Origin of the sequence: Winogradskyella sp. SYSU M77433 (assembly GCF_029911945.1) — a bacterium.
Lineage (GTDB): Bacteria > Bacteroidota > Bacteroidia > Flavobacteriales > Flavobacteriaceae > Winogradskyella.
On the sequence record NZ_JARYTG010000001.1, the window covers coordinates 617291 to 636628 of the forward strand.

At 32.9% G+C, this 19338-nt stretch carries 17 protein-coding genes; 12 read left to right on the plus strand and 5 right to left on the minus strand.

Annotated features, from left to right (window positions below):
* Positions 1-89: 89 nt before the first annotated feature.
* Entirely contained in the window at positions 90-1067 is a 978-nt protein-coding gene (locus QGM60_RS02620) for a pyruvate dehydrogenase complex E1 component subunit beta (protein ID WP_281138674.1), read from the minus strand.
* A 285-nt stretch (positions 1068-1352) separates the two neighbouring features.
* On the opposite strand from QGM60_RS02620, the gene QGM60_RS02625 reads away from it, so the two are divergent.
* The 5 genes from QGM60_RS02625 (at position 1353) to QGM60_RS02645 (ending at position 6659) form a co-directional block, all read left to right on the plus strand.
* Positions 1353-2099 carry an electron transfer flavoprotein subunit beta/FixA family protein gene (locus tag QGM60_RS02625; RefSeq protein ID WP_281138675.1) on the plus strand — a complete coding sequence of 249 codons (747 nt, stop codon included), beginning with the start codon at positions 1353-1355 and terminating at the stop codon, positions 2097-2099.
* Positions 2100-2191: 92 nt separating this feature from the next.
* Positions 2192-3154, plus strand: a complete 963-nt coding sequence (locus tag QGM60_RS02630; RefSeq protein ID WP_281138676.1) for an electron transfer flavoprotein subunit alpha/FixB family protein — start codon at positions 2192-2194, stop codon at positions 3152-3154.
* A gap of 149 nt (positions 3155-3303) precedes the next feature.
* Complete coding sequence (locus tag QGM60_RS02635; RefSeq protein WP_281138677.1) at positions 3304-3918, plus strand: bifunctional nuclease family protein; 615 nt, start codon at positions 3304-3306, stop codon at positions 3916-3918.
* A gap of 17 nt (positions 3919-3935) precedes the next feature.
* The gene (locus QGM60_RS02640; protein ID WP_281138678.1) at positions 3936-5612 is read left to right on the plus strand and encodes a nucleoside transporter C-terminal domain-containing protein; all 1677 of its coding nucleotides are present in this window, start codon (positions 3936-3938) and stop codon (positions 5610-5612) included.
* A gap of 222 nt (positions 5613-5834) precedes the next feature.
* Complete coding sequence (locus QGM60_RS02645) at positions 5835-6659, plus strand: thymidylate synthase (RefSeq protein ID WP_281138679.1); 825 nt, start codon at positions 5835-5837, stop codon at positions 6657-6659.
* Positions 6660-6714: 55 nt separating this feature from the next.
* Here QGM60_RS02645 and QGM60_RS02650 read toward each other — a convergent pair whose 3' ends face one another.
* Positions 6715-7011, minus strand: coding sequence for an isoamylase early set domain-containing protein (locus QGM60_RS02650; protein ID WP_281138680.1), 297 nt, complete (start codon positions 7009-7011; stop codon positions 6715-6717).
* 286 nt (positions 7012-7297) lie between these two features.
* Here QGM60_RS02650 and QGM60_RS02655 point away from each other — a divergent pair, with 286 nt between their 5' ends.
* From QGM60_RS02655 to lspA, 3 genes are read left to right on the plus strand one after another with little or no spacing between them, the layout of a single operon-like run.
* Complete coding sequence (locus tag QGM60_RS02655) at positions 7298-8230, plus strand: dihydrofolate reductase (RefSeq protein ID WP_281138681.1); 933 nt, start codon at positions 7298-7300, stop codon at positions 8228-8230.
* Positions 8231-8266: 36 nt separating this feature from the next.
* On the plus strand, positions 8267-9160 hold the full coding sequence (fabD, locus tag QGM60_RS02660) for an ACP S-malonyltransferase (RefSeq protein ID WP_281138682.1): 894 nt from the start codon (positions 8267-8269) through the stop codon (positions 9158-9160).
* Between the two features lie 16 nt (positions 9161-9176).
* The gene (gene lspA / locus QGM60_RS02665; protein ID WP_281138683.1) at positions 9177-9674 is read left to right on the plus strand and encodes a signal peptidase II; all 498 of its coding nucleotides are present in this window, start codon (positions 9177-9179) and stop codon (positions 9672-9674) included.
* Between the two features lie 2 nt (positions 9675-9676).
* On the opposite strand, the gene QGM60_RS02670 is transcribed toward lspA, so the two are convergent.
* From QGM60_RS02670 to QGM60_RS02680, 3 genes are all read right to left on the minus strand, one after another.
* Entirely contained in the window at positions 9677-9868 is a 192-nt protein-coding gene (locus tag QGM60_RS02670) for a hypothetical protein (RefSeq protein ID WP_281138684.1), read from the minus strand.
* Positions 9869-10119: 251 nt separating this feature from the next.
* Positions 10120-11142, minus strand: a complete 1023-nt coding sequence (gene galE, locus QGM60_RS02675) for a UDP-glucose 4-epimerase GalE (RefSeq protein WP_281138800.1) — start codon at positions 11140-11142, stop codon at positions 10120-10122.
* Positions 11143-12300: a DegT/DnrJ/EryC1/StrS family aminotransferase gene (locus tag QGM60_RS02680; protein WP_281138685.1), complete on the minus strand. Its 1158-nt coding sequence runs from the start codon at positions 12298-12300 to the stop codon at positions 11143-11145.
* Positions 12301-12426: 126 nt separating this feature from the next.
* Here QGM60_RS02680 and QGM60_RS02685 point away from each other — a divergent pair, with 126 nt between their 5' ends.
* The 4 genes from QGM60_RS02685 (at position 12427) to QGM60_RS02700 (ending at position 19335) form a co-directional block, all read left to right on the plus strand.
* Positions 12427-13662, plus strand: coding sequence for a glycosyltransferase N-terminal domain-containing protein (locus QGM60_RS02685; protein WP_281138686.1), 1236 nt, complete (start codon positions 12427-12429; stop codon positions 13660-13662).
* A gap of 97 nt (positions 13663-13759) precedes the next feature.
* Positions 13760-13999: a hypothetical protein gene (locus tag QGM60_RS02690; protein WP_281138687.1), complete on the plus strand. Its 240-nt coding sequence runs from the start codon at positions 13760-13762 to the stop codon at positions 13997-13999.
* A 115-nt stretch (positions 14000-14114) separates the two neighbouring features.
* Positions 14115-17405, plus strand: coding sequence for a tetratricopeptide repeat protein (locus QGM60_RS02695; protein WP_281138688.1), 3291 nt, complete (start codon positions 14115-14117; stop codon positions 17403-17405).
* Entirely contained in the window at positions 17380-19335 is a 1956-nt protein-coding gene (locus QGM60_RS02700; protein ID WP_281138689.1) for a DUF3857 domain-containing protein, read from the plus strand. The genes QGM60_RS02695 and QGM60_RS02700 overlap by 26 nt, the downstream gene beginning before the upstream one ends.
* The last annotated feature ends 3 nt before the right edge of the window (positions 19336-19338 follow it).

Sequence of the window (19338 nt, forward strand, 5' to 3'; positions counted from 1 at the left end):
TTAAAATAAAAAACTTCATCAACAACCGTGCAAACTTTAGCATGAGGGTCACTAATGAAGTTTATTAAACGCAGAAAACCGCGATTTATTTATTTGTACATTACTTTTTTAACTGCTTTTACCACATCATTGCTATTAGGCAACCACTCTTCAAGAAGAACTGGTGAATATGGCGCAGGCGTATCTGCTGTATTTATTTTTACTACAGGAGCATCCAAGTAATCAAAAGCTTCAGATTGTACCAAATATGTAATCTCAGTAGCAACGTTTCCAAAAGGCCAAGCTTCTTCTAAAACTACCAATCTATTTGTTTTCTTTACAGATTCTAAGATAGCTTTTCTATCCATTGGTCGTACAGTACGTAAATCTATAATTTCAATTGAAATACCTTCTTTCTCTAATTCTTCTGCAGCTTTGTATGCTTCCTTAATGATTTTACCAAAAGAAACTACAGTAACATCTGTACCTTCTCTTTTAATGTCAGCGACACCTAATGGAATAGTATATTCTCCTTCTGGCACCTCACCTTTATCACCATACATTTGCTCAGACTCCATAAAAATTACTGGATCGTCATCACGGATTGCAGATTTTAAAAGCCCTTTAGCATCATAAGGATTAGATGGCACAACAACTTTTAATCCTGGAGTATTTGCAAACCAGCTTTCAAAAGCTTGAGAGTGCGTTGCAGCTAGCTGACCAGCCGAAGCTGTTGGTCCTCTAAATACGATTGGACACTTGAACTGCCCACCAGACATTTGTCTAATCTTAGCCGCATTATTTATAATCTGATCAATTCCAACCAAAGAAAAGTTAAATGTCATATATTCTACAATCGGACGGTTTCCTGTCATTGTAGAACCTATAGCAACACCAGCAAAACCTAACTCTGCAATTGGTGTGTCTATTACACGTTTTGGCCCAAACTCATCTAACATACCTTTTGAAGCTTTGTAAGCTCCATTATATTCAGCTACTTCTTCGCCCATAAGATAGATACTTTCGTCTCTTCTCATTTCTTCGCTCATGGCTTCAGCTATAGCTTCTCTAAATTGAATTGTCTTCATTATTATAATTTTATTCGAATAGCAAAAATAGGAATAATTCAGTTTAATTTTATAATAATAAAGCGGATAAAATTACCTAGACACAATAAAACTTTTAGCACTTCCACCCAATCAAAATCAATCAATCAAATTCTCAATTATTGCTTTTAAAACTGAAAATTTAACATTCAAATGTTAAGTTTTGTGAAAAAACCATAAATTTACTATGCATGCATAGTAAAAATTCAAATTATATATTTATCTTCGTGACCATATAAATAAAGACCTTTAAATAAATAATTTTTTATGAAGATATTAGTATGTATTAGTCATGTTCCTGATACAACCTCAAAAATCAACTTTACGGAAGGTGACACTAAGTTTGACACTAACGGTGTTCAATTTGTAATTAATCCTAATGATGAGTTCGGTCTAACGCGTGCCATGTGGTTTAAAGAAAAACAAGGTGCTAGCGTAGATGTTGTAAACGTCGGTGGACCAGAAACAGAACCTACCTTAAGAAAAGCCTTAGCCATTGGTGCAGACACTGCCATTAGAGTTAACACTCCTGCTACAGATGGTTTTTCTGTCGCTAAACAACTTGCTAAGGTTGTAAAAGATGGTGGTTACGATTTAGTTATTGCTGGTAGAGAATCTATTGATTATAACGGAGGAATGGTGCCAGGTATGATCGCAGCTATGGTAGGTGCTAACTTTGTAAACAACTGTATTAGCTTAGAAGTCGATGGTACTTCTGCAAAAGCTGTAAGAGAAATTGATGGAGGAAAAGAAACTGTAAGTACATCTCTTCCGTTAGTGGTTGGAGGACAAAAAGGTATTGTTGAAGAAAGTGATCTTAGAATTCCTAACATGCGTGGCATTATGATGGCGCGTAAAAAACCTTTAACTGTTGCTGAACCTGTTGATGCGAATGCTGAAACAAATGCAGTAAGTTTTGAAAAACCAGCGCCAAAAGGAGCTGTGAAATTAGTTGATGCTGACAATTTAGATGAGTTAGTAAACTTACTTCATAACGAAGCTAAAGTTATTTAGTACTTAACAGTTGTTACAATTTAGTTTCATTTAAAAAAATCATTAATGACATCCTGAACGCTTAACTTCGGGATAAGAAAAATAAAAAACATATGTCCGTTTTAGTATATACAGAATCCGAAAAAGGAAAATTTAAAAAAGTAGCATTCGAGGTTGTCTCTTATGCCAAAGCTATTGCTGATAAAATGGGTAGTACCGTTACCGCTGTAGCTGTTAATGCAGATCAACCTGATACTTTAGGTAAGTATGGTGCTTCAAAAGTACTTTCAGTAAAAGCTGATAGTTTAGATAGATTTAATGCAAAAACTTACGCTTCAGTTATTGAGCAAGCTGCTAAACAAGAAGGCTCTAAAGTTGTTGTAGTAAGCTCTAGTGCTAATAGTAAATATTTAGCACCTCTTTTAGCCGTAAACCTAGATGCAGGTTATGTATCTAATGTTGTTGAAGCGCCTTCAAACGTTTCACCTTTTACAGTAAAGAGTTCTGTTTTCACTAATAAAGCGTTTGCTAATACCGAAATAAACACTGATGTAAAAGTTGTTGGTTTATCCAATAATTCATTTGGTGTAGTTGAAAATGATACTAGTGCTTCCACAGAAGAGTTTTCACCTTCATTACCAGAATCTGGTGTAAATGTAGAATCAGTTGACAAAGCTACTGACAAAGTAAGTATTGCAGATGCTGAAATTGTTGTTTCTGGTGGTAGAGGTCTAAAAGGCCCTGAAAATTGGGGAATGGTAGAAGAATTAGCCGAAACACTTGGTGCTGCTACAGCTTGTTCTAAGCCTGTTTCAGATTTAGGCTGGAGACCACATAGCGAGCACGTTGGACAAACAGGTAAGCCTGTAGCTTCAAACTTATATATTGCTATTGGTATTTCTGGTGCAATTCAGCACTTAGCAGGTATCAACGCTTCTAAGGTAAAAGTAGTTATCAATACAGATCCTGAGGCTCCTTTCTTCAAGGCAGCAGACTATGGAGTTGTGGGTGATGCTTTTGAAGTTGTACCTAAATTAACAGAAAAATTGAAAGCTTTTAAGGCTCAAAACGCATAATTTTATTACCTTGTAGTAAGATAAGGACTGTTTAAATTTAGAAATTCTCATATCCGTTACGTTTCATCGAAACTATGAGAAAATTAACCAAATCTGTAAATTGCAGTTGGTAAAGTCCAAATTTAAACAGTTCTTTGTGTTTTATAATTATGAGCTTAGTTCGTTTAAATATAAAGGGGATTTCTTACAGCCAAACTCAAAATGGCGCATATGCTTTAATCCTCAATGAATATGAAGGAGATCGAAAACTACCAATCGTTATAGGTGCCTTTGAAGCACAATCTATAGCTATTGCTTTAGAAAAGGAAATTCGACCTCCAAGGCCACTTACACACGATTTATTCAAAAATTTTGCAGATAGATTCGATATTGTTGTCAAGCAAGTTATCATTCATAAACTTGTAGATGGAGTATTTTACTCTAGCTTGATTTGTGAGCGCGACAAAATTGAAGAAATTATCGATGCCAGAACAAGCGATGCCATTGCTTTAGCACTTCGTTTTCAAGCACCGATTTTTACCTATAAAAACATTTTGGATAAGGCAGGCATCTATCTTAAAGTGAATCCAAAAAAAGAGGATGAAGAACAAGATAGCATCTTAGTAGACGACGTAATTGCAGAAGAAATAGAATCTGCAACTTTTGAAAAGGAAGGCTACAAAGACAAATCTTTAGAAGAACTAAATGCCTTACTCGATGAAGCAGTAAATAACGAAGACTACGAAAAAGCTGCTAAAATTAGAGACGAAATATCTAAACGCTAACTAACACTTACATTTTCATGAAATACTTTTTCAAGGCCCTTCTTGCTATTTTTATTGGACTTTCATCAATCACAGCACAAGAACTTGAAAAAAAATGGGTTTCAAAATCATCAGACAGTGAGTTTCATACGCTGAATTTTCAGGATGGTGAATTTGAATTCTCTTCAAATTCTTCAGAAAACCTTAATGGTGACTATATGTACCAAAACAAATTATTGGTACTTTATCATAACGACTCTATTCAATCTATTGAGCGCTATAAAATCACCGAACTAACAGATTCTACGCTTGTTTTCTCTGGAGAAAGCATGAATTTTGATCTAATCTCACACAAAGAAGATGTTTCAACTATAACAAATAAACCTGACACCAATACTATTATTCCCAGTCAAGGTGTTTCCTTAGATAGCATTTGGCGAGGTGTTTTAGGAATGGTTGTACTGATAATCATTGCTTTTTTATTTAGTAGTAACAGAAAAGCCATCAATTGGAAAACTGTCGGTATCGGTCTAGCTTTCCAGATTCTTATAGCTATTGGTGTTCTTAAAGTAGGCTTTGTAAAAATAGCTTTTGAATGGGTTGGAAGTTTATTTGTAAGCGTTCTAGATTTCACAAGAGCAGGAAGTAAATTTCTCTTTGAAGGATTAGTTGTTGATATGGATACTTTCGGGTTTATCTTTGCATTCCAAGTGCTACCAACCATTTTATTCTTTTCTGCACTAACCTCTGTATTATTTTACTTAGGCATTATCCAAAAAGTGGTTAAAGCTTTTGGTTGGCTGCTAACAAAACTCCTTAAAATATCTGGTGCAGAAAGTTTGAGTGTTGCAGGTAATATTTTCTTAGGACAAACAGAAGCTCCACTTCTCATCAAGGCGTATTTGGAAAAAATGAACAAATCTGAAATCCTGCTAGTAATGATTGGTGGCATGGCAACTGTTGCTGGTGCTGTACTTGCAGCTTATATAGGATTTCTAGGTGGTGATGACCCAGCATTAAGATTAATGTATGCAAAACATTTACTAGCAGCTTCTGTTATGGCTGCCCCTGGTGCTATTGTGATATCAAAAATATTATTCCCTCAAACCGAAAATATTTATACCGATGTTAGAGTCTCTCAAGAAAAAATTGGAGCTAATATATTAGATGCCATTGCCAACGGTACTACCGAAGGGTTAAGACTTGCTGTAAATGTTGGAGCTATGCTTTTAGTTTTTGTAGCTTTCATTGCTATGATAAACGGCATTTTGGGTTGGGTAGGTGACGTAACAACCTTAAATAGTTGGATGGCGGCCAACACACCTTACCCTGAATTTTCTCTTGAAGCTATTTTAGGAACCGTTTTCGCCCCTTTAATGTGGCTTATTGGTGTTGCTAAAGAAGACATGATGATGATGGGGCAGTTATTAGGTATAAAACTTGCTGCAAGTGAATTTGTAGGCTACATACAATTAGCGGATTTAAAAAATGTATCTAATGCAACACATCTCACTTATGAGAAATCTATAATTATGGCAACATATATGCTATGTGGATTTGCAAATTTTGCTTCAATTGGTATTCAAATAGGTGGAATTGGATCTTTGGCACCAGGCCAGCGCAAACAACTATCAAAATTTGGTATGAAAGCACTAATAGGCGGAACCATTGCTTCTTTAATCTCTGCTACTATTGCAGGAATGATAATTGGTTAAGAACCTTTTAATTCACCAAAAGGAATCGTCTTATTCTAGAAACTCGTTAATAACTTTTAATATTATAATAAAGCTTTAAGTCTATGATTTTGAAGCTTTTTTTTATTTTCGTTTCTCATATAGAGAGGTCACACTGAGCGCAGTCGAAGTGTATCTATAAAAATCTATGACTTTAAACCAAAAGTTTAATTAAATTAGATTCCCACTTTCGTGGGAAATATTATGAAACAATACCACGACTTAGTAAAACACGTTTTAGAGAACGGAAACGAAAAAGGAGATAGAACTGGCACTGGCACTAAAAGTGTTTTTGGTTACCAAATGCGATTTGATTTGAGTGAAGGTTTCCCAATGGTAACTACAAAAAAATTACACCTAAAATCTATTATTTATGAACTTTTGTGGTTTCTAAAAGGGGATACCAATATTAACTATTTAACTGAAAACGGTGTTCGTATTTGGAATGAATGGGCTGATGAAAATGGCGATTTAGGACCTGTTTATGGCCATCAGTGGCGCAATTGGAATAGTGAAGATATAGATCAGATTAAGGAAGTTATTGATACTTTAAAGAATAATCCTAATAGTAGACGAATGTTGGTTTCTGCATGGAACCCTTCGGTTTTACCAGATACTTCAGTTTCTTTTTCTGAAAATGTAGCCAATGGTAAAGCAGCTTTACCACCATGCCATGCCTTTTTTCAGTTTTATGTAGCTAACGGAAAATTGTCTTGTCAATTATATCAACGTAGTGCTGATATATTTTTGGGAGTACCTTTTAATATTGCGTCTTATGCACTATTCACTATGATGATGGCTCAAGTTTGTGGCTATCAACCAGGTGATTTTATTCACACTTTTGGAGATGCACATATTTACAATAACCATCTAGAACAATTAGAATTACAACTTTCTCGTGATCCGAGACCTTTACCTAAAATGATTCTGAATCCTGAAGTGAAAGATATTTTCGATTTTAAATTTGAAGATTTTACTTTAGAAAACTATAATCCACATCCACACATTAAAGGAGTTGTTGCTGTATAATAAAAAAGGCGTTTTCAGAAGAAAGCGCCTTTTCAATTTTATAAAATAAATATTTCTACAGATTCAATACTCCATTTTCAGCTGATGCATAATCGTTCCATGCATAAGCATCTGCTTGCTCATCATTGATGTAAGATCCATCAACAATATATCTAAACTCATAAGAGCTATCGCTTTCTAAGTCTACAGTACCTTTAAAAGTACCGTTCTTTAATTTCTTTAGTTCATTAGCTTCAGTATTCCACTCGTTAAAGCTTCCAACAACTGCTACACTTTTTGCCTCCTCTGCAGGCACAGAAAACGTTACCTTACAAACTGGCTTACTTTTTAGATACTGCTTTTTAATCGCCATAATAATAGATTTAATTAACGTAACAAATGTATAAAAGAAAACACCTAAGCAAATCGATTAAAAGCTTAAAAATTAAAGAATTATCAATTTCTTAAATTTAAAGTATCATTTTATTTAAGTACATAAAAAACATTCTTATATTTTATTGTTTCAATAACCAACATATTTATTGTTAACACTTGATTTTCAATGATATCGTTTTCGTAATACAAACTCAAAAGACTTCGTTATCTACCACTAAAATTTCATTAAAATTTGGGTATCTTTACTTTATAAATAACAACATATGTTCGGAAAGAAAAAACAGACCTCAACTATAGATAAAGACCAATTAGAGCTTATAGAAAATGCGCAAAAACGTATCAAACAAAAAAAGCGTTTATACATTCATTTTGTAGTCTTTTTAATTGGTTCGGTATTTATCATTTTAGCAAACATAGCTTTAGGCATTGGCAAGAACTTTACTATTGCTGGTGTTGATTGGTTTGTATTTGCCATTTTAGCTTGGCTATTTCTATTTGTGTACCACTTTGTTTCGGTTTTTATTACTCACAAATTCATGGGTAAGGATTGGGAAAAACAACAGCTGGACAAACTGGTAAATCAACAACAAGAACGTATTGAAAAACTGAAAAAGAATTTCTTAAAAGAAGAAAATAAAATTGCTCAAACCCAAGCTTATAATGAAGCTAAAAATGAGCAAGGCAATGACGAAAAAAAAAACTCCCGTGAATTAACGATTATCGTTGCTGCTGGCGAAGATAATGCCATTGGTAAGGACAATGATTTAATTTGGCATTTGAGTGATGATCTTAAACGTTTTAAAGCCCTAACCAACGGTCACCACATTATAATGGGTCGCAAAACATTTGAAAGCTTCCCTAAACCTTTACCAAATAGAACTCATATTGTTATCACAAGACAAGCCGACTATGAAGTGCCTGATGGCGTTATTGTAGTACATAATATGGAAGATGCTCTCGATGCTTCAAGAAATGATAAACAACCATTTATTATTGGTGGTGGCGAAATATACAAACAAGCACTAATGCTAGCTGATAAGCTAGAAATTACGCGTGTACATTCCACTTTCCCTGAAGCGGATACTTTCTTTCCTGAGATTGATGAATCTAAGTGGAAAGAAATCAATAATACCACACATCAAGCAGATGATAAACATAAGTATGCCTTTTCGTTTATCACTTATGTAAAAGAATAAATATTCCTATTTTTGCAGCACTAAATACTAAAACAAATGAACGCATATATATTTCCAGGTCAAGGAGCACAATTTACAGGAATGGGTTTAGACCTATACGAAAACTCACCTTTAGCTCAAGAATTGTTTGAAAAAGCTAATGATATTCTTGGCTTCTCTATTACAGATATTATGTTTGAAGGTTCTGCTGAAGACCTAAAGCAAACTAAAGTAACACAGCCAGCTATATTTTTACACTCTGTTATTTTAGCAAAAACCTTGGGTGAAGATTTTAAACCAGATATGGTAGCAGGCCATTCACTTGGAGAGTTTTCTGCATTAGTTGCCGCTGGCGCTTTAACTTTTGAAGATGGACTTAAATTGGTTTCTCAACGTGCGCAAGCAATGCAAAAAGCTTGTGAGTTACAACCAAGTACTATGGCCGCTGTTTTAGGATTAGATGACGATGTTGTAGAAAAAATATGCGCCACAACTGAAGGTGTTGTTGTTGCCGCAAATTATAATTGCCCAGGGCAATTGGTAATCTCTGGTGAAGTTGAAGCCGTAAATAAAGCATGTGAAGCTTTAAAAGAAGAAGGAGCCAGACGTGCATTGGTGTTACCTGTTGGTGGTGCTTTTCACTCGCCAATGATGGAACCTGCTCGTGAAGAATTAGCTGCTGCAATTGAAAATACAACTTTTAGCAAACCTAACTGTCCTATTTATCAGAATGTAACAGCTTCTGCTATTACAGATGAAAATGAAATAAAAGCAAATCTAATTTCACAATTAACTGCACCTGTAAGATGGACACAGTCTGTACAACAGATGATTGCTGATGGAGCTAACCATTTTACTGAAGTTGGTCCTGGTAAGGTTTTACAAGGGTTAGTAAAGAAGATCAACAGAGAAGCTGAAACTACATCAGCTACTTTTGAAACTAATGCATAACTTTTAACCTACTATTTTGAAAAGAAATATCTTCATTGCATTACTTATTGCATTCAATATTGCGATAGATCAAATATCGAAAATAATAGTTCGTGCAAATTTTGATTATAGAGAGATAAAACCCATTATTGGTGATAAGTTTATACTACAATATGTAGAAAATAAAGGAGCTTTTCTAGGAATGGGAAGTGACATGAACGAAAGCTTAAAAATGATTTTTTTACTCGTTTTACCAGCCTTGGTCTTAGGTTATGTAATTTACTATATTATAAAAAACAAAAATTTAGACCGCTTAAGTCTTATTGCTTTTTGCTGTATTATTGGAGGAGGTATAGCCAATGTTTTTGATAGAATTGTACGTGGCGAAGTCACCGATTTCTTCTTTATAAACCTTGGCGGTGTATTTAAAACAGGAATTTTTAACGTTGCAGACCTTTCCGTTACTACTGGAATGATTATGTTGCTATTCAGTGGTGTTTTCAGTAAAAAGAAAAAGAAAGAATTAGCAGAATAAGTTTATCTCGCTAATTGACAATCTTCACAGTCTTTTACTTCTCCGTAATAGGTTTCGCGGTATTTATGAAGTGTTTTGTAAGGTATACTTAAAAATTGCTTTTTGATATAAGTAACTTTTGTTTGTAAAACACCCATTTTTTTGGTGAATCGACCTTCTACTTTAGTCTCTCTTTTAATGCTTATCAATTTCATGGTATTCAATTATCATTAACTACAAAAAAACAAAGAGTTATGACCAATCCCAAGAAATAAATGTTAAACCCTAGTTAAGTCTTACTGAGATTATCATATTGAAAATCAGACACAAATTTCATTGAGAAATACACAAAGAAAAGATTCAATGATTAAAAATAGCTTATTTGCATAAAAAGAAAAAAACAGGTTTTTCTATTGAAAACACCTGTTTTTTTTCTTTATAAAAGGTTTAAAATGTAATTATACAATTATTTACTTCTAATCTTTTTTTCCCATTTCCATGCTGAAGCCATCGCGTCGTCTAGGGTCAATTCAGTTTTCCAACCTAAAACGTCATTAGCTTTAGAAGTTTCTGCATAAGCTGCAACAACATCACCTTCCCTCCTATCTACAATTTGGTATTTTAATTTTTCACCAGAAACCTTATCAAAAGACTGAATAGCTTCTAGTACAGAACTTCCCTTTCCTGTACCTAAATTAAATACTTCATAGTTTGAAAGATTTTTTTCTTCTAACAAACGCTGTAAAGCAACGACATGAGCTTTTGCTAAATCTACTACATGGATATAATCTCTAATACAAGTTCCGTCTGGTGTTGGATAATCACCACCAAAAACTGATAATTGCTCTCGCATACCTATAGCCGTTTGCGTAATAAATGGTACTAAATTTTGAGGTACACCTATTGGCAACTCACCTATTTCTGCAGAAGGGTGTGCTCCAATAGGATTAAAATACCTTAAGGCTATACTCTTTAAATTAGAATTCACCTTACAAGTATCTCTAATAATTTCTTCGCCTATTTGCTTTGTGTTACCGTAAGGAGATTCTGCTGGTTTTACCGGAGCATTTTCTGTGATTGGTAATTCATCTGCCTGACCGTAAACTGTACAAGATGAACTAAAAATAAAATTTTGTTTATCAAGTTTAGAAAGCTCTTGTAGTATGTAAACTAGTGTTCCTATATTATTCTCGTAATACATCAAAGGCTCCTTAACACTCTCACCAACTGCTTTGTTGGCTGCAAAATGAATAACACCAGCTATATCATTATGAGTTTCAAAAAATCGAGTAACATCAGGCTTAACTCTAAGGTCTAATTTTTCAAAAAGAGGTTTTACGCCTGTAATAGCCGTAATACCATCTAATACTTCAATTGAAGAATTACTTAGGTTATCAATAATAATAACTTCAAAACCTTCATTTTGCAGTTCCACAACTGTATGAGATCCAATAAAACCTAAGCCTCCTGTTACAAGTATTTTCATGATTTAGTTTTCGTTTATAAAGTTTAAAACTGTTGTTGTTATGAATTCTATCTGTTCATCATCTAATTCGGTATGCATTGGCAATGAAATTACAGACTTCACCAAAGCATTCGTTACTTTAAAATCTTCTTCATTATAACGCTCATCTTCATATGCTTTTTGCTTATGTAATGGTATTGGATAATATACTCCACAAGGAATATTATTTTCTTGTAAATGCTTTACTAGAGCATCTCTATCAACACCTTCTAAGTTTAAGGTGTATTGATGGAATACATGACAGTCACAAGTATCACAAATACCATTGCAGCATGTTCTTCCTGATGGTGTTGTGATTTTTGGATGATTTTTAAACGCTTCCGTATACTTTCTTGCTGAATTTCTCCTTGCTTCGTTATAACTATCTAAATGCGGTAGTTTAGCATCTAAAACGGCTGCTTGTATAGAATCTAGTCTAGAGTTGACACCAACCACATCATGGTGATATCTTTCGTACATACCATGATTTACAATACCTCTAATAGTATGTGCTAAATCATCATCATTTGTAAAAATAGCTCCACCATCTCCATAGCAACCTAAATTCTTTGATGGAAAAAATGATGTTGATGCTACGTGACCAATAGCTCCTGTTTTTGTTTTGGTGCCATCTTTATGCAAATAATTTGCACCTATTCCTTGTGCATTATCTTCAATGACATATAAATTATGCTCATTTGCAATCTCCATAATGGCATCCATTTCAGCAGCCAAACCAAATAAATGTACTGGTACAATAGCTTTTGTTTTTGGAGTAATCGCTTTTTTGATAGCTTCAACATCTATGTTAAATGATACTGGATCAACATCAACCAATACTGGAGTTAATTGCAATAAAGCAATAACCTCTACAGTCGCTGCAAAAGTAAAATCTGCAGTAATAACCTCATCGCCTGGCTTTAAACCCAAACCCATCATAGCTATTTGTAGAGCATCAGTACCGTTAGCACAAGGTATAACATGTTTTACACCAAGGTAATCTTCTAAGTTTTTTTGAAATTGATGAACCTTTGGTCCGTTTATAAATGCTGCACTTTCCATTACTTCTTGAATAGAAGGATCTACAACATCTTTTATCTTTGCATATTGACTTTGTAAGTCAACCATTTGAATTTTTTTCATTTCTGAATCTCAATATTTTAATAACCGTACGATAATAATATTGTACTAAGCGAAAATACGAAATTGTAACCGCTAAGCCAATGCATTTTTGTGTAAAGAAATGTATTTTAGCACAAATCTTAGGTATTGAAGACACTTTACTCCATAGCAATTTACATTGCAAGTTTTATTGTTAAGCTATTAGCACTTTTTAATCCAAAACTAAAGCAAGGAGTTTTAGGCAGAAAGGAAACATTTAAAAAACTTGAAACCGCAATTTCAAAAAACGATAAAACATTTTGGTTTCATTGTGCTTCCTTGGGCGAGTACGAACAAGGCTTACCTGTTTTTGAAGCTTTAAAAGTCAAGCATTCAGATTACAAAGTTGTTTTGTCTTTTTTTTCACCATCTGGTTATGAAGTTAGAAAAAACACAAAAATTGCAGATGTTGTTGTCTATCTACCTTTAGATACCAAAGCCAATGCTAAACGTTTCTTAGATCTGGTTCATCCGAATTATATCATCTTTGTAAAATACGAGATTTGGCCAAATCTTTTACACGAAATAAAACTCCGAAACCTAAACGCTATACTTATTTCAGCAGTCTTTAGAGAAAGTCAAAGTTTTTTTAAATGGTATGGCAGCTATACAAAATCCGCTTTGTTTGCTTTTAAACATATTTTTACACAAAACGAAAGTTCAAAAAAACATCTAGAAAACATAAACTACACTAATGTTTCTGTATCTGGAGATACACGTTTCGATAGGGTTTCTAACCAATTAAAAGTTGATAATTCTGTAGGTTTTATTGAAGATTTTAAAGGAAATAATTTATGTATTGTCTTTGGAAGCACTTGGCCTGACGACGATAAACTTTACATAGATTACATCAACCATTTAAAGTTTCAAAATCTAAAAATTATTATTGCTCCTCATAACATTAAACCTAGCTATATTTCCTCTCTTAAATCACAGATCAAGACTAAATCTACCTGTTTTTCAGAAATGGAGAAGCACAATCTTTCAGAATCTAATGTATTTATATTAGACACCATAGGCTATCTCAGTAGAGCTTATAGTTATGCCGATATTGCTTATGTTGGTGGTGCAGCAGGAACAACAGGATTACACAATGTATTAGAACCTGCTGTGTTTGGTATTCCGATTATCATTGGAAAAAATTATGATAAATTTCCTGAGGCAAAGTCACTTATTGAACTTGGAGGAATTTCTTCAGTTGCAAGTTCCGAAGATTTTAAAATTGTTATGGATAAACTTATTCAAAACCCTGAAAAACGAGAAACCCAAGGTGATATTAACTCTAACTTCATACTAAACAATAAAGGTGCAGTAATCCAAATTCTGGATTTTATTCGTATATAGTAGAAATGTACCATGAATTCATTCTTGAAATGTTAAAATTTTAAAGTGAATTTAGTAATTTTAGTACATAAGCATAATTAACACTAAAACTATCATTATGAAAAAAGTTGTATTAAGTTTAGCTCTAATCGCTTTCTTAGGATTATCAATTACTTCTTGTAGAGAAACAAAAGAAAAAACAGAAGAGGCTATTGAAGAAACTTCAGAAGCTACTGAAGGTGCTTTAGAAAAAGCTGGAAAAGCCATTGACAATGCTGTTGAAGAAACAAAAGAAGCTGGTGATGCCGTTGAAGATGCCGTTGATGAGATTGACGGAGATGACAGCGAAACTCATTAATATGTGAAAAGTTAATCTTTTCGTTATAAAGCATTAAAGCCTGATGAAAATCAGGCTTTTTTATTCCTTTTTATGTTAGCTTTCTATATATTAGTCGCTTAACATACAACCTTTCATGAAAAAAATATTATCGCTCCTATTTTTACTTATTAGTCTATCCCTAACTGCCCAAGAAAAAATAAAATATGTAGACTTCGACGAAGTCCGAGAAAAAATATCAGAATTAGCTTCCGAAGAAAAGTATGATGAAGTTATAAAATCTCTAAATACAATTAGCAAAAACGACTCTACTTATTGCTCAATTCTTACTACAAAATCATACTACCTAATAGCACAAGAAAAATTTGAAGATGCATTAAAGGTCACCAACGAAGCCCTAGAGTTAGACTGTGATTACAACGCTAAGCTATATTTTATGATTAACAAAGGGGTTTCTCTAAAAAGTCTAGAACGCTACAATGAAGCTATAGAAACTTATGATGAAGCCTTAAAAACTTTTCCTGCCAATCCTAAATTGTGGTTTAATAAAGCTACTTGCTATGTTGCTCTAGAAAATGTACCTAAAGCTGTTGAAGCACTTAAAAAAGCAATCTCTATTAGTCCTTTTCATAGAAACGCTCATCTATACTTGGGTAATTTATGCTATAAACAGCAACTTACTACACAAGCATTAATGTGTTATAATATGGCATTACTGGTAGAACCTGATTCAGAACGAGCGTTTGCCTTATTAAATTATTTAAACGAAGCCATATCTAGCAAAAATGAAAATGAGCCCTATGAAGATGTAACTATTTCTGAAGATGATGAGGCATTCGAAGATATTGATTTAATACTAGACAATAGAATTGCGTTAAACAATAAATACGAAGTTGACAATCCCATTGAAATAGCAGTTGTAAGACAAAATCACGCAATGCTAGAACAGCTATCTAATTTTGAAGGAAATGGAGATTTCTGGGATCGATATTATGTTCCTTTATTCAAATGGATTAGTGACAACAATTTATTTGATGAATTTACATACACTATAAATTACAGTATAAAAAATGAAAAGTATCAAAAGATAGTTTCAAAAAAAACCGATGATATTACCACTTTTTTAGGGGCAATGATAAATAAGTATTTTGAAATCATGTCGCCTCAAAACAAGAGCCTAAATAATGAAGAAAAGGATACAAACTTTTATTACTCAGAACAGGTACTTCAAGCAGAAGGTAAACTTATCGATGATGTCTCTGTTGGAGACTGGATATTCTATGGAACTAACGGTGAGATTACCGGAAAAGGTAGCTATAATAATGAAGGTGAAAGAGATGGTGCCTGGGAGTGGTTTTATACCAATGGTAACACAAAAGAGACCATAACCTATGACAAAGGCACTGCTAATGGTGTAAATAAGTCATGGTATGAAAACGGGAAACCTTACATTCAAACAAGTTATAAAGACAGTAAGTTAGATGGTGAATATTTATTTTATTTGAAAACAGGAGCATTAAAGCAAAAAAAATATTTTAAATCCGATTCATTAGAAGGAAAATACATTGCTTATTTTGATGTTGGCGAGTCTATTCCTGAGTTTGATATTGACTACAGCAATGGTAAAATTTTAAATAATGCCAAAGAATTTTATGCCTTTGGCGACTTGTATTCTAATATAGAATTTAAAAATGGAGAACGTAATGGCACCGAAACCAAATACTATTGGAACAAGCAAAAATCATCTGAAATCTCGTATGTTGACGGTCTACTCAATGGCTCCTATACCTTATATCACGACAACGGCCAAATTAGCCAAAAAGGTCAATGTGTAGATGGTAATTATGATAGTGATTGGAAAACATATTATCCTGATGGTACTTTAGAATCAGAATTTCATTATGACGAAGGAAAATTATCAGAGTTATATAAAGCTTATGATACCGATGGAAAACCTTATTATGAATTTGAGTACAGGAGAGGAGAAATTATAAACTATAAATACTTTAATAAAGAAGGTGGAATTATCACTGAAAATCGTAAACGTGGTGGTAAGTTTCATTTTAAAGGATTTTATCCAAACGGAAATATTATGTCTGAAGGTGACTATGACATAAAAGGTGGTAAAATGGGTAAATGGAAATTTTATGATGTTAACGGTATTTTATCAGAAGAAGGAAATTACGAAGATGATTTAGCCATAGGCACACATACAGGTTATCATCTTAATGGTAAAACCTCTAGCATTTCAGAATATGAAAACGGTATACCTTCAGGATATTATCAAGCATTTTTTGAAAATAAAAAACTTCAAACCCAAGGTTGGTACAAAGATGGTAGCCAACATGGTGAGTGGAGGTATTATAACATTGATGGTTCCTTAAGTTCTATAATCTTTTATCACAAAGGTGAATATCATGGTACTCAGCAATATTTTGGTGTTGATGGAAAATTAGAAAAGGAATTCGTCTATAAATTCGATGAGCTGATTAAAGAAATCATTTACAATCATAACAATGAGATAAATCAGACTATAGATTACCTCAATACTAAAAACAAATACACTTTAATCGTAAAACATTTAAACGGTAGCAAAAAAAGCGAAATAGATTACTTAAATGGTCTAAAACATGGTAAATACACCGAGTATTTTATCGATGGTAAAATCTACGTAAAAGGATCTTATTTAAACAATAGAATGCATGGAGATTGGGTTTGGTATTTCCCAAATGGTGATATCTTTTATAAAGAAACCTACCTTAACGGTAACGAAAACGGAAAATCTTTACGTTATTACGAAAACGGTAAAGTAGAAGACGAATACAATTATCAATACGGTACAAAACACGGAGAATCCATATCTTATTTTGAAAACGGAAACGTTGATAATAAAATGACTTACATAGATGGGGAAATTCATGGTGGAAGATCGTTTTATGACATAGATGGAAACTTACAGCTTATTAGAGTTTACAATCATGGCACATTAATTGGTTACACCTATAACGATGATAAAGGTTCTGAAAAAGAAATGATACCTCTAAATAATGGAACCGGAAAAATTACAGCTTACTATGATAACGGCAAACCGTCTCGAACAATGGAGTACAAAAATGGACAGCTGACAGGAAAGTACAAAGCCTATTATTATTCAGGCCAATTAGAAAGCGAGTTACAATATGTCGATGACAAGTATAATGGTGAATATACGGATTACTACAAAGACGGAACCGTTAAAAACAAATACAACTACTATTTAGACGAACTAGATGGTGAAGTGATAAAAAACTATCCTAATGGCAAACCTAAAGAAATTCTACATTATAAAAATGGAGAAAGGCACGGTGAACGTAAACTGTATGATGAAAACGGAAAATTAACAAAAAAAGAATATTATCATAATGGTTCAATATATAAAGCAGAGTAATTTCTTTAAAATACTCGTTATTATAATTAGCATTAATACATTCTCAAATATTAATGCCCAAGAATTCTCAAAAGAATTTCAAACTCTAAAAGAAAAATATCCTGAATCCTCAATGATCAGAATTTTGGACGAAATTAATATTCTAGTAGAGTTAGAAAATGATGAATTAGCCATAAAACAACAATTTGTTGAAGAAGACTTATTTCTAGATGAATCTGCCATCTATGGTTCAAAGAAATCCTTGGACTTTTCTTCTTTTTTTGAACTCGAATCCGTTACTGCAACTTCATATAATTTTAAAAAAGGAAAATATAGACCAACAGAAGTAAAAGATTTTATAGAAAAAGATGAACTTGAAAATTCATTTCATGATGATACCAAATCCTTAAATTTTATCTACCCAAATTTAGAGGAAGGCGGAAAAACAAAGCTTGAATACACTGAAGTTGTTAAAAACCCACGTTTTTTAAGCCCTATTTTCTTTGGTAGCTTCTATCCTATCAAAAATAAAAAAGTAACACTTACAGCTGATAGCAATGTTAATTTTAAGTTTCAAGAGTTCAATACCGAAAACTACCAGATAAAATTCAATAAAGAAGAAAAAAGAGGTAAAACCATTTACACTTGGGAAATTAATGATGTAGATGAAATAAAGTATGAAAGTTCTGTACCAACTTATAAAAAAGTTCTACCACATATTGTTCCTATAATCACTTCATACAAAACAAAAAATAATGAAATAAAAGTTCTTGGTGATGTGTCAGATTTATACAATTGGTATTACTCAATGATTAAGGACGTTAATATTCAGCCTACTGACACCGAATTGGTAAATTTAGTCAATACAATTACTAAAGATTGTAAAACTGATTTAGAAAAAGTCAGAGCTATTTATTATTGGACTCAAAAAAATATAAAGTATATAGATTTTGAATATGCTTTAGGCGGTTTTATTCCAAGAGAGGCTAATGATGTTTTCAATAAAAAATACGGAGACTGTAAAGACAACTCTAGTATTCTATCAGAAATGCTAAAAGTTGCAGGATTAAAAGGAAATCTTACTTGGATTGGCACACGCACCATACCTTATTCTTACTCTGAATTACCAACACCAATGGTAGACAATCATATGATATTGTCGTATCATGAGAATGGTAAAACATACTTTTTAGATGCCACAGGGAGATATTTACCATTAGAAATGCCTTCTTCATTTATACAAGGAAAGGAAGCTTTAATTGGAGATGGAGAAGGAAAGTTTAGAATTGAGGTTGTTCCTGTAATGTCACCAAAAACTAATTCTTATTTAGAAAAGACTAATTTAACTTTAGATAACAACTCCTTAAAAGGTAGTGCTGAAACAGCACTTTCTGGGTATTATAAAATTGACTTTTATAATCAGTTAGAATCTTACAATACAGAAAAAGATATCAAGGAGTATTATATTAGAAAATTGCAAAAAGGAAGTAATAAATTTTTGATTGATGATTTTATTGAGCATGACAAGTATAATTACGATAATGATTTCAAAATCACTTATAACTTCAATATTAACGACTATGCAAAAGAGCTTGGAGACGAAATATATATCAATTTAAATCTCGATAGACAAATCTCTCATTTTAAATCTGATGATGACAGAGAGAACGATATAGAGTTTAAATATAAAAGTTATTATTTCTATGAAAACAGTTTAGAAATACCTGAAAACTATATAGCCGAATATCTTCCTGAAAATTTTGAACTATCCAATGACTTTTTTAGTTGTAAAATTTCTTACACCAAAAGTGGTAATACCATAAAGTATACTCAAGAACTTACAATGGATTTTCTTTTCCTTACACCTGAAAATCAAAAAATTGTTAATGCTGCCATTAAAAAAGTAGAAAAACAATATCAAGAAACCGTTGTCCTAAAAAAATCTATCTAAAAA

What these genes read in the sequence shown, in the direction of transcription:
- QGM60_RS02625 (WP_281138675.1), top strand. Translation starts at nt 1,353, where the DNA reads ATGAAGATATTAGTATGTATTAGTCATGTTCCTGATACAACCTCAAAA.
- QGM60_RS02655 (WP_281138681.1), top strand. Translation starts at nt 7,298, where the DNA reads ATGTTCGGAAAGAAAAAACAGACCTCAACTATAGATAAAGACCAATTA.
- QGM60_RS02695 (WP_281138688.1), top strand. Translation starts at nt 14,115, where the DNA reads ATGAAAAAAATATTATCGCTCCTATTTTTACTTATTAGTCTATCCCTA.
- QGM60_RS02680 (WP_281138685.1), bottom strand. Translation starts at nt 12,300, where the DNA reads ATGAAAAAAATTCAAATGGTTGACTTACAAAGTCAATATGCAAAGATA.
- fabD (WP_281138682.1), top strand. Translation starts at nt 8,267, where the DNA reads ATGAACGCATATATATTTCCAGGTCAAGGAGCACAATTTACAGGAATG.
- QGM60_RS02645 (WP_281138679.1), top strand. Translation starts at nt 5,835, where the DNA reads ATGAAACAATACCACGACTTAGTAAAACACGTTTTAGAGAACGGAAAC.
- QGM60_RS02690 (WP_281138687.1), top strand. Translation starts at nt 13,760, where the DNA reads ATGAAAAAAGTTGTATTAAGTTTAGCTCTAATCGCTTTCTTAGGATTA.
- QGM60_RS02650 (WP_281138680.1), bottom strand. Translation starts at nt 7,011, where the DNA reads ATGGCGATTAAAAAGCAGTATCTAAAAAGTAAGCCAGTTTGTAAGGTA.
- QGM60_RS02635 (WP_281138677.1), top strand. Translation starts at nt 3,304, where the DNA reads ATGAGCTTAGTTCGTTTAAATATAAAGGGGATTTCTTACAGCCAAACT.
- QGM60_RS02620 (WP_281138674.1), bottom strand. Translation starts at nt 1,067, where the DNA reads ATGAAGACAATTCAATTTAGAGAAGCTATAGCTGAAGCCATGAGCGAA.
- QGM60_RS02670 (WP_281138684.1), bottom strand. Translation starts at nt 9,868, where the DNA reads ATGAAATTGATAAGCATTAAAAGAGAGACTAAAGTAGAAGGTCGATTC.
- QGM60_RS02700 (WP_281138689.1), top strand. Translation starts at nt 17,380, where the DNA reads ATGGTTCAATATATAAAGCAGAGTAATTTCTTTAAAATACTCGTTATT.
- QGM60_RS02640 (WP_281138678.1), top strand. Translation starts at nt 3,936, where the DNA reads ATGAAATACTTTTTCAAGGCCCTTCTTGCTATTTTTATTGGACTTTCA.
- QGM60_RS02630 (WP_281138676.1), top strand. Translation starts at nt 2,192, where the DNA reads ATGTCCGTTTTAGTATATACAGAATCCGAAAAAGGAAAATTTAAAAAA.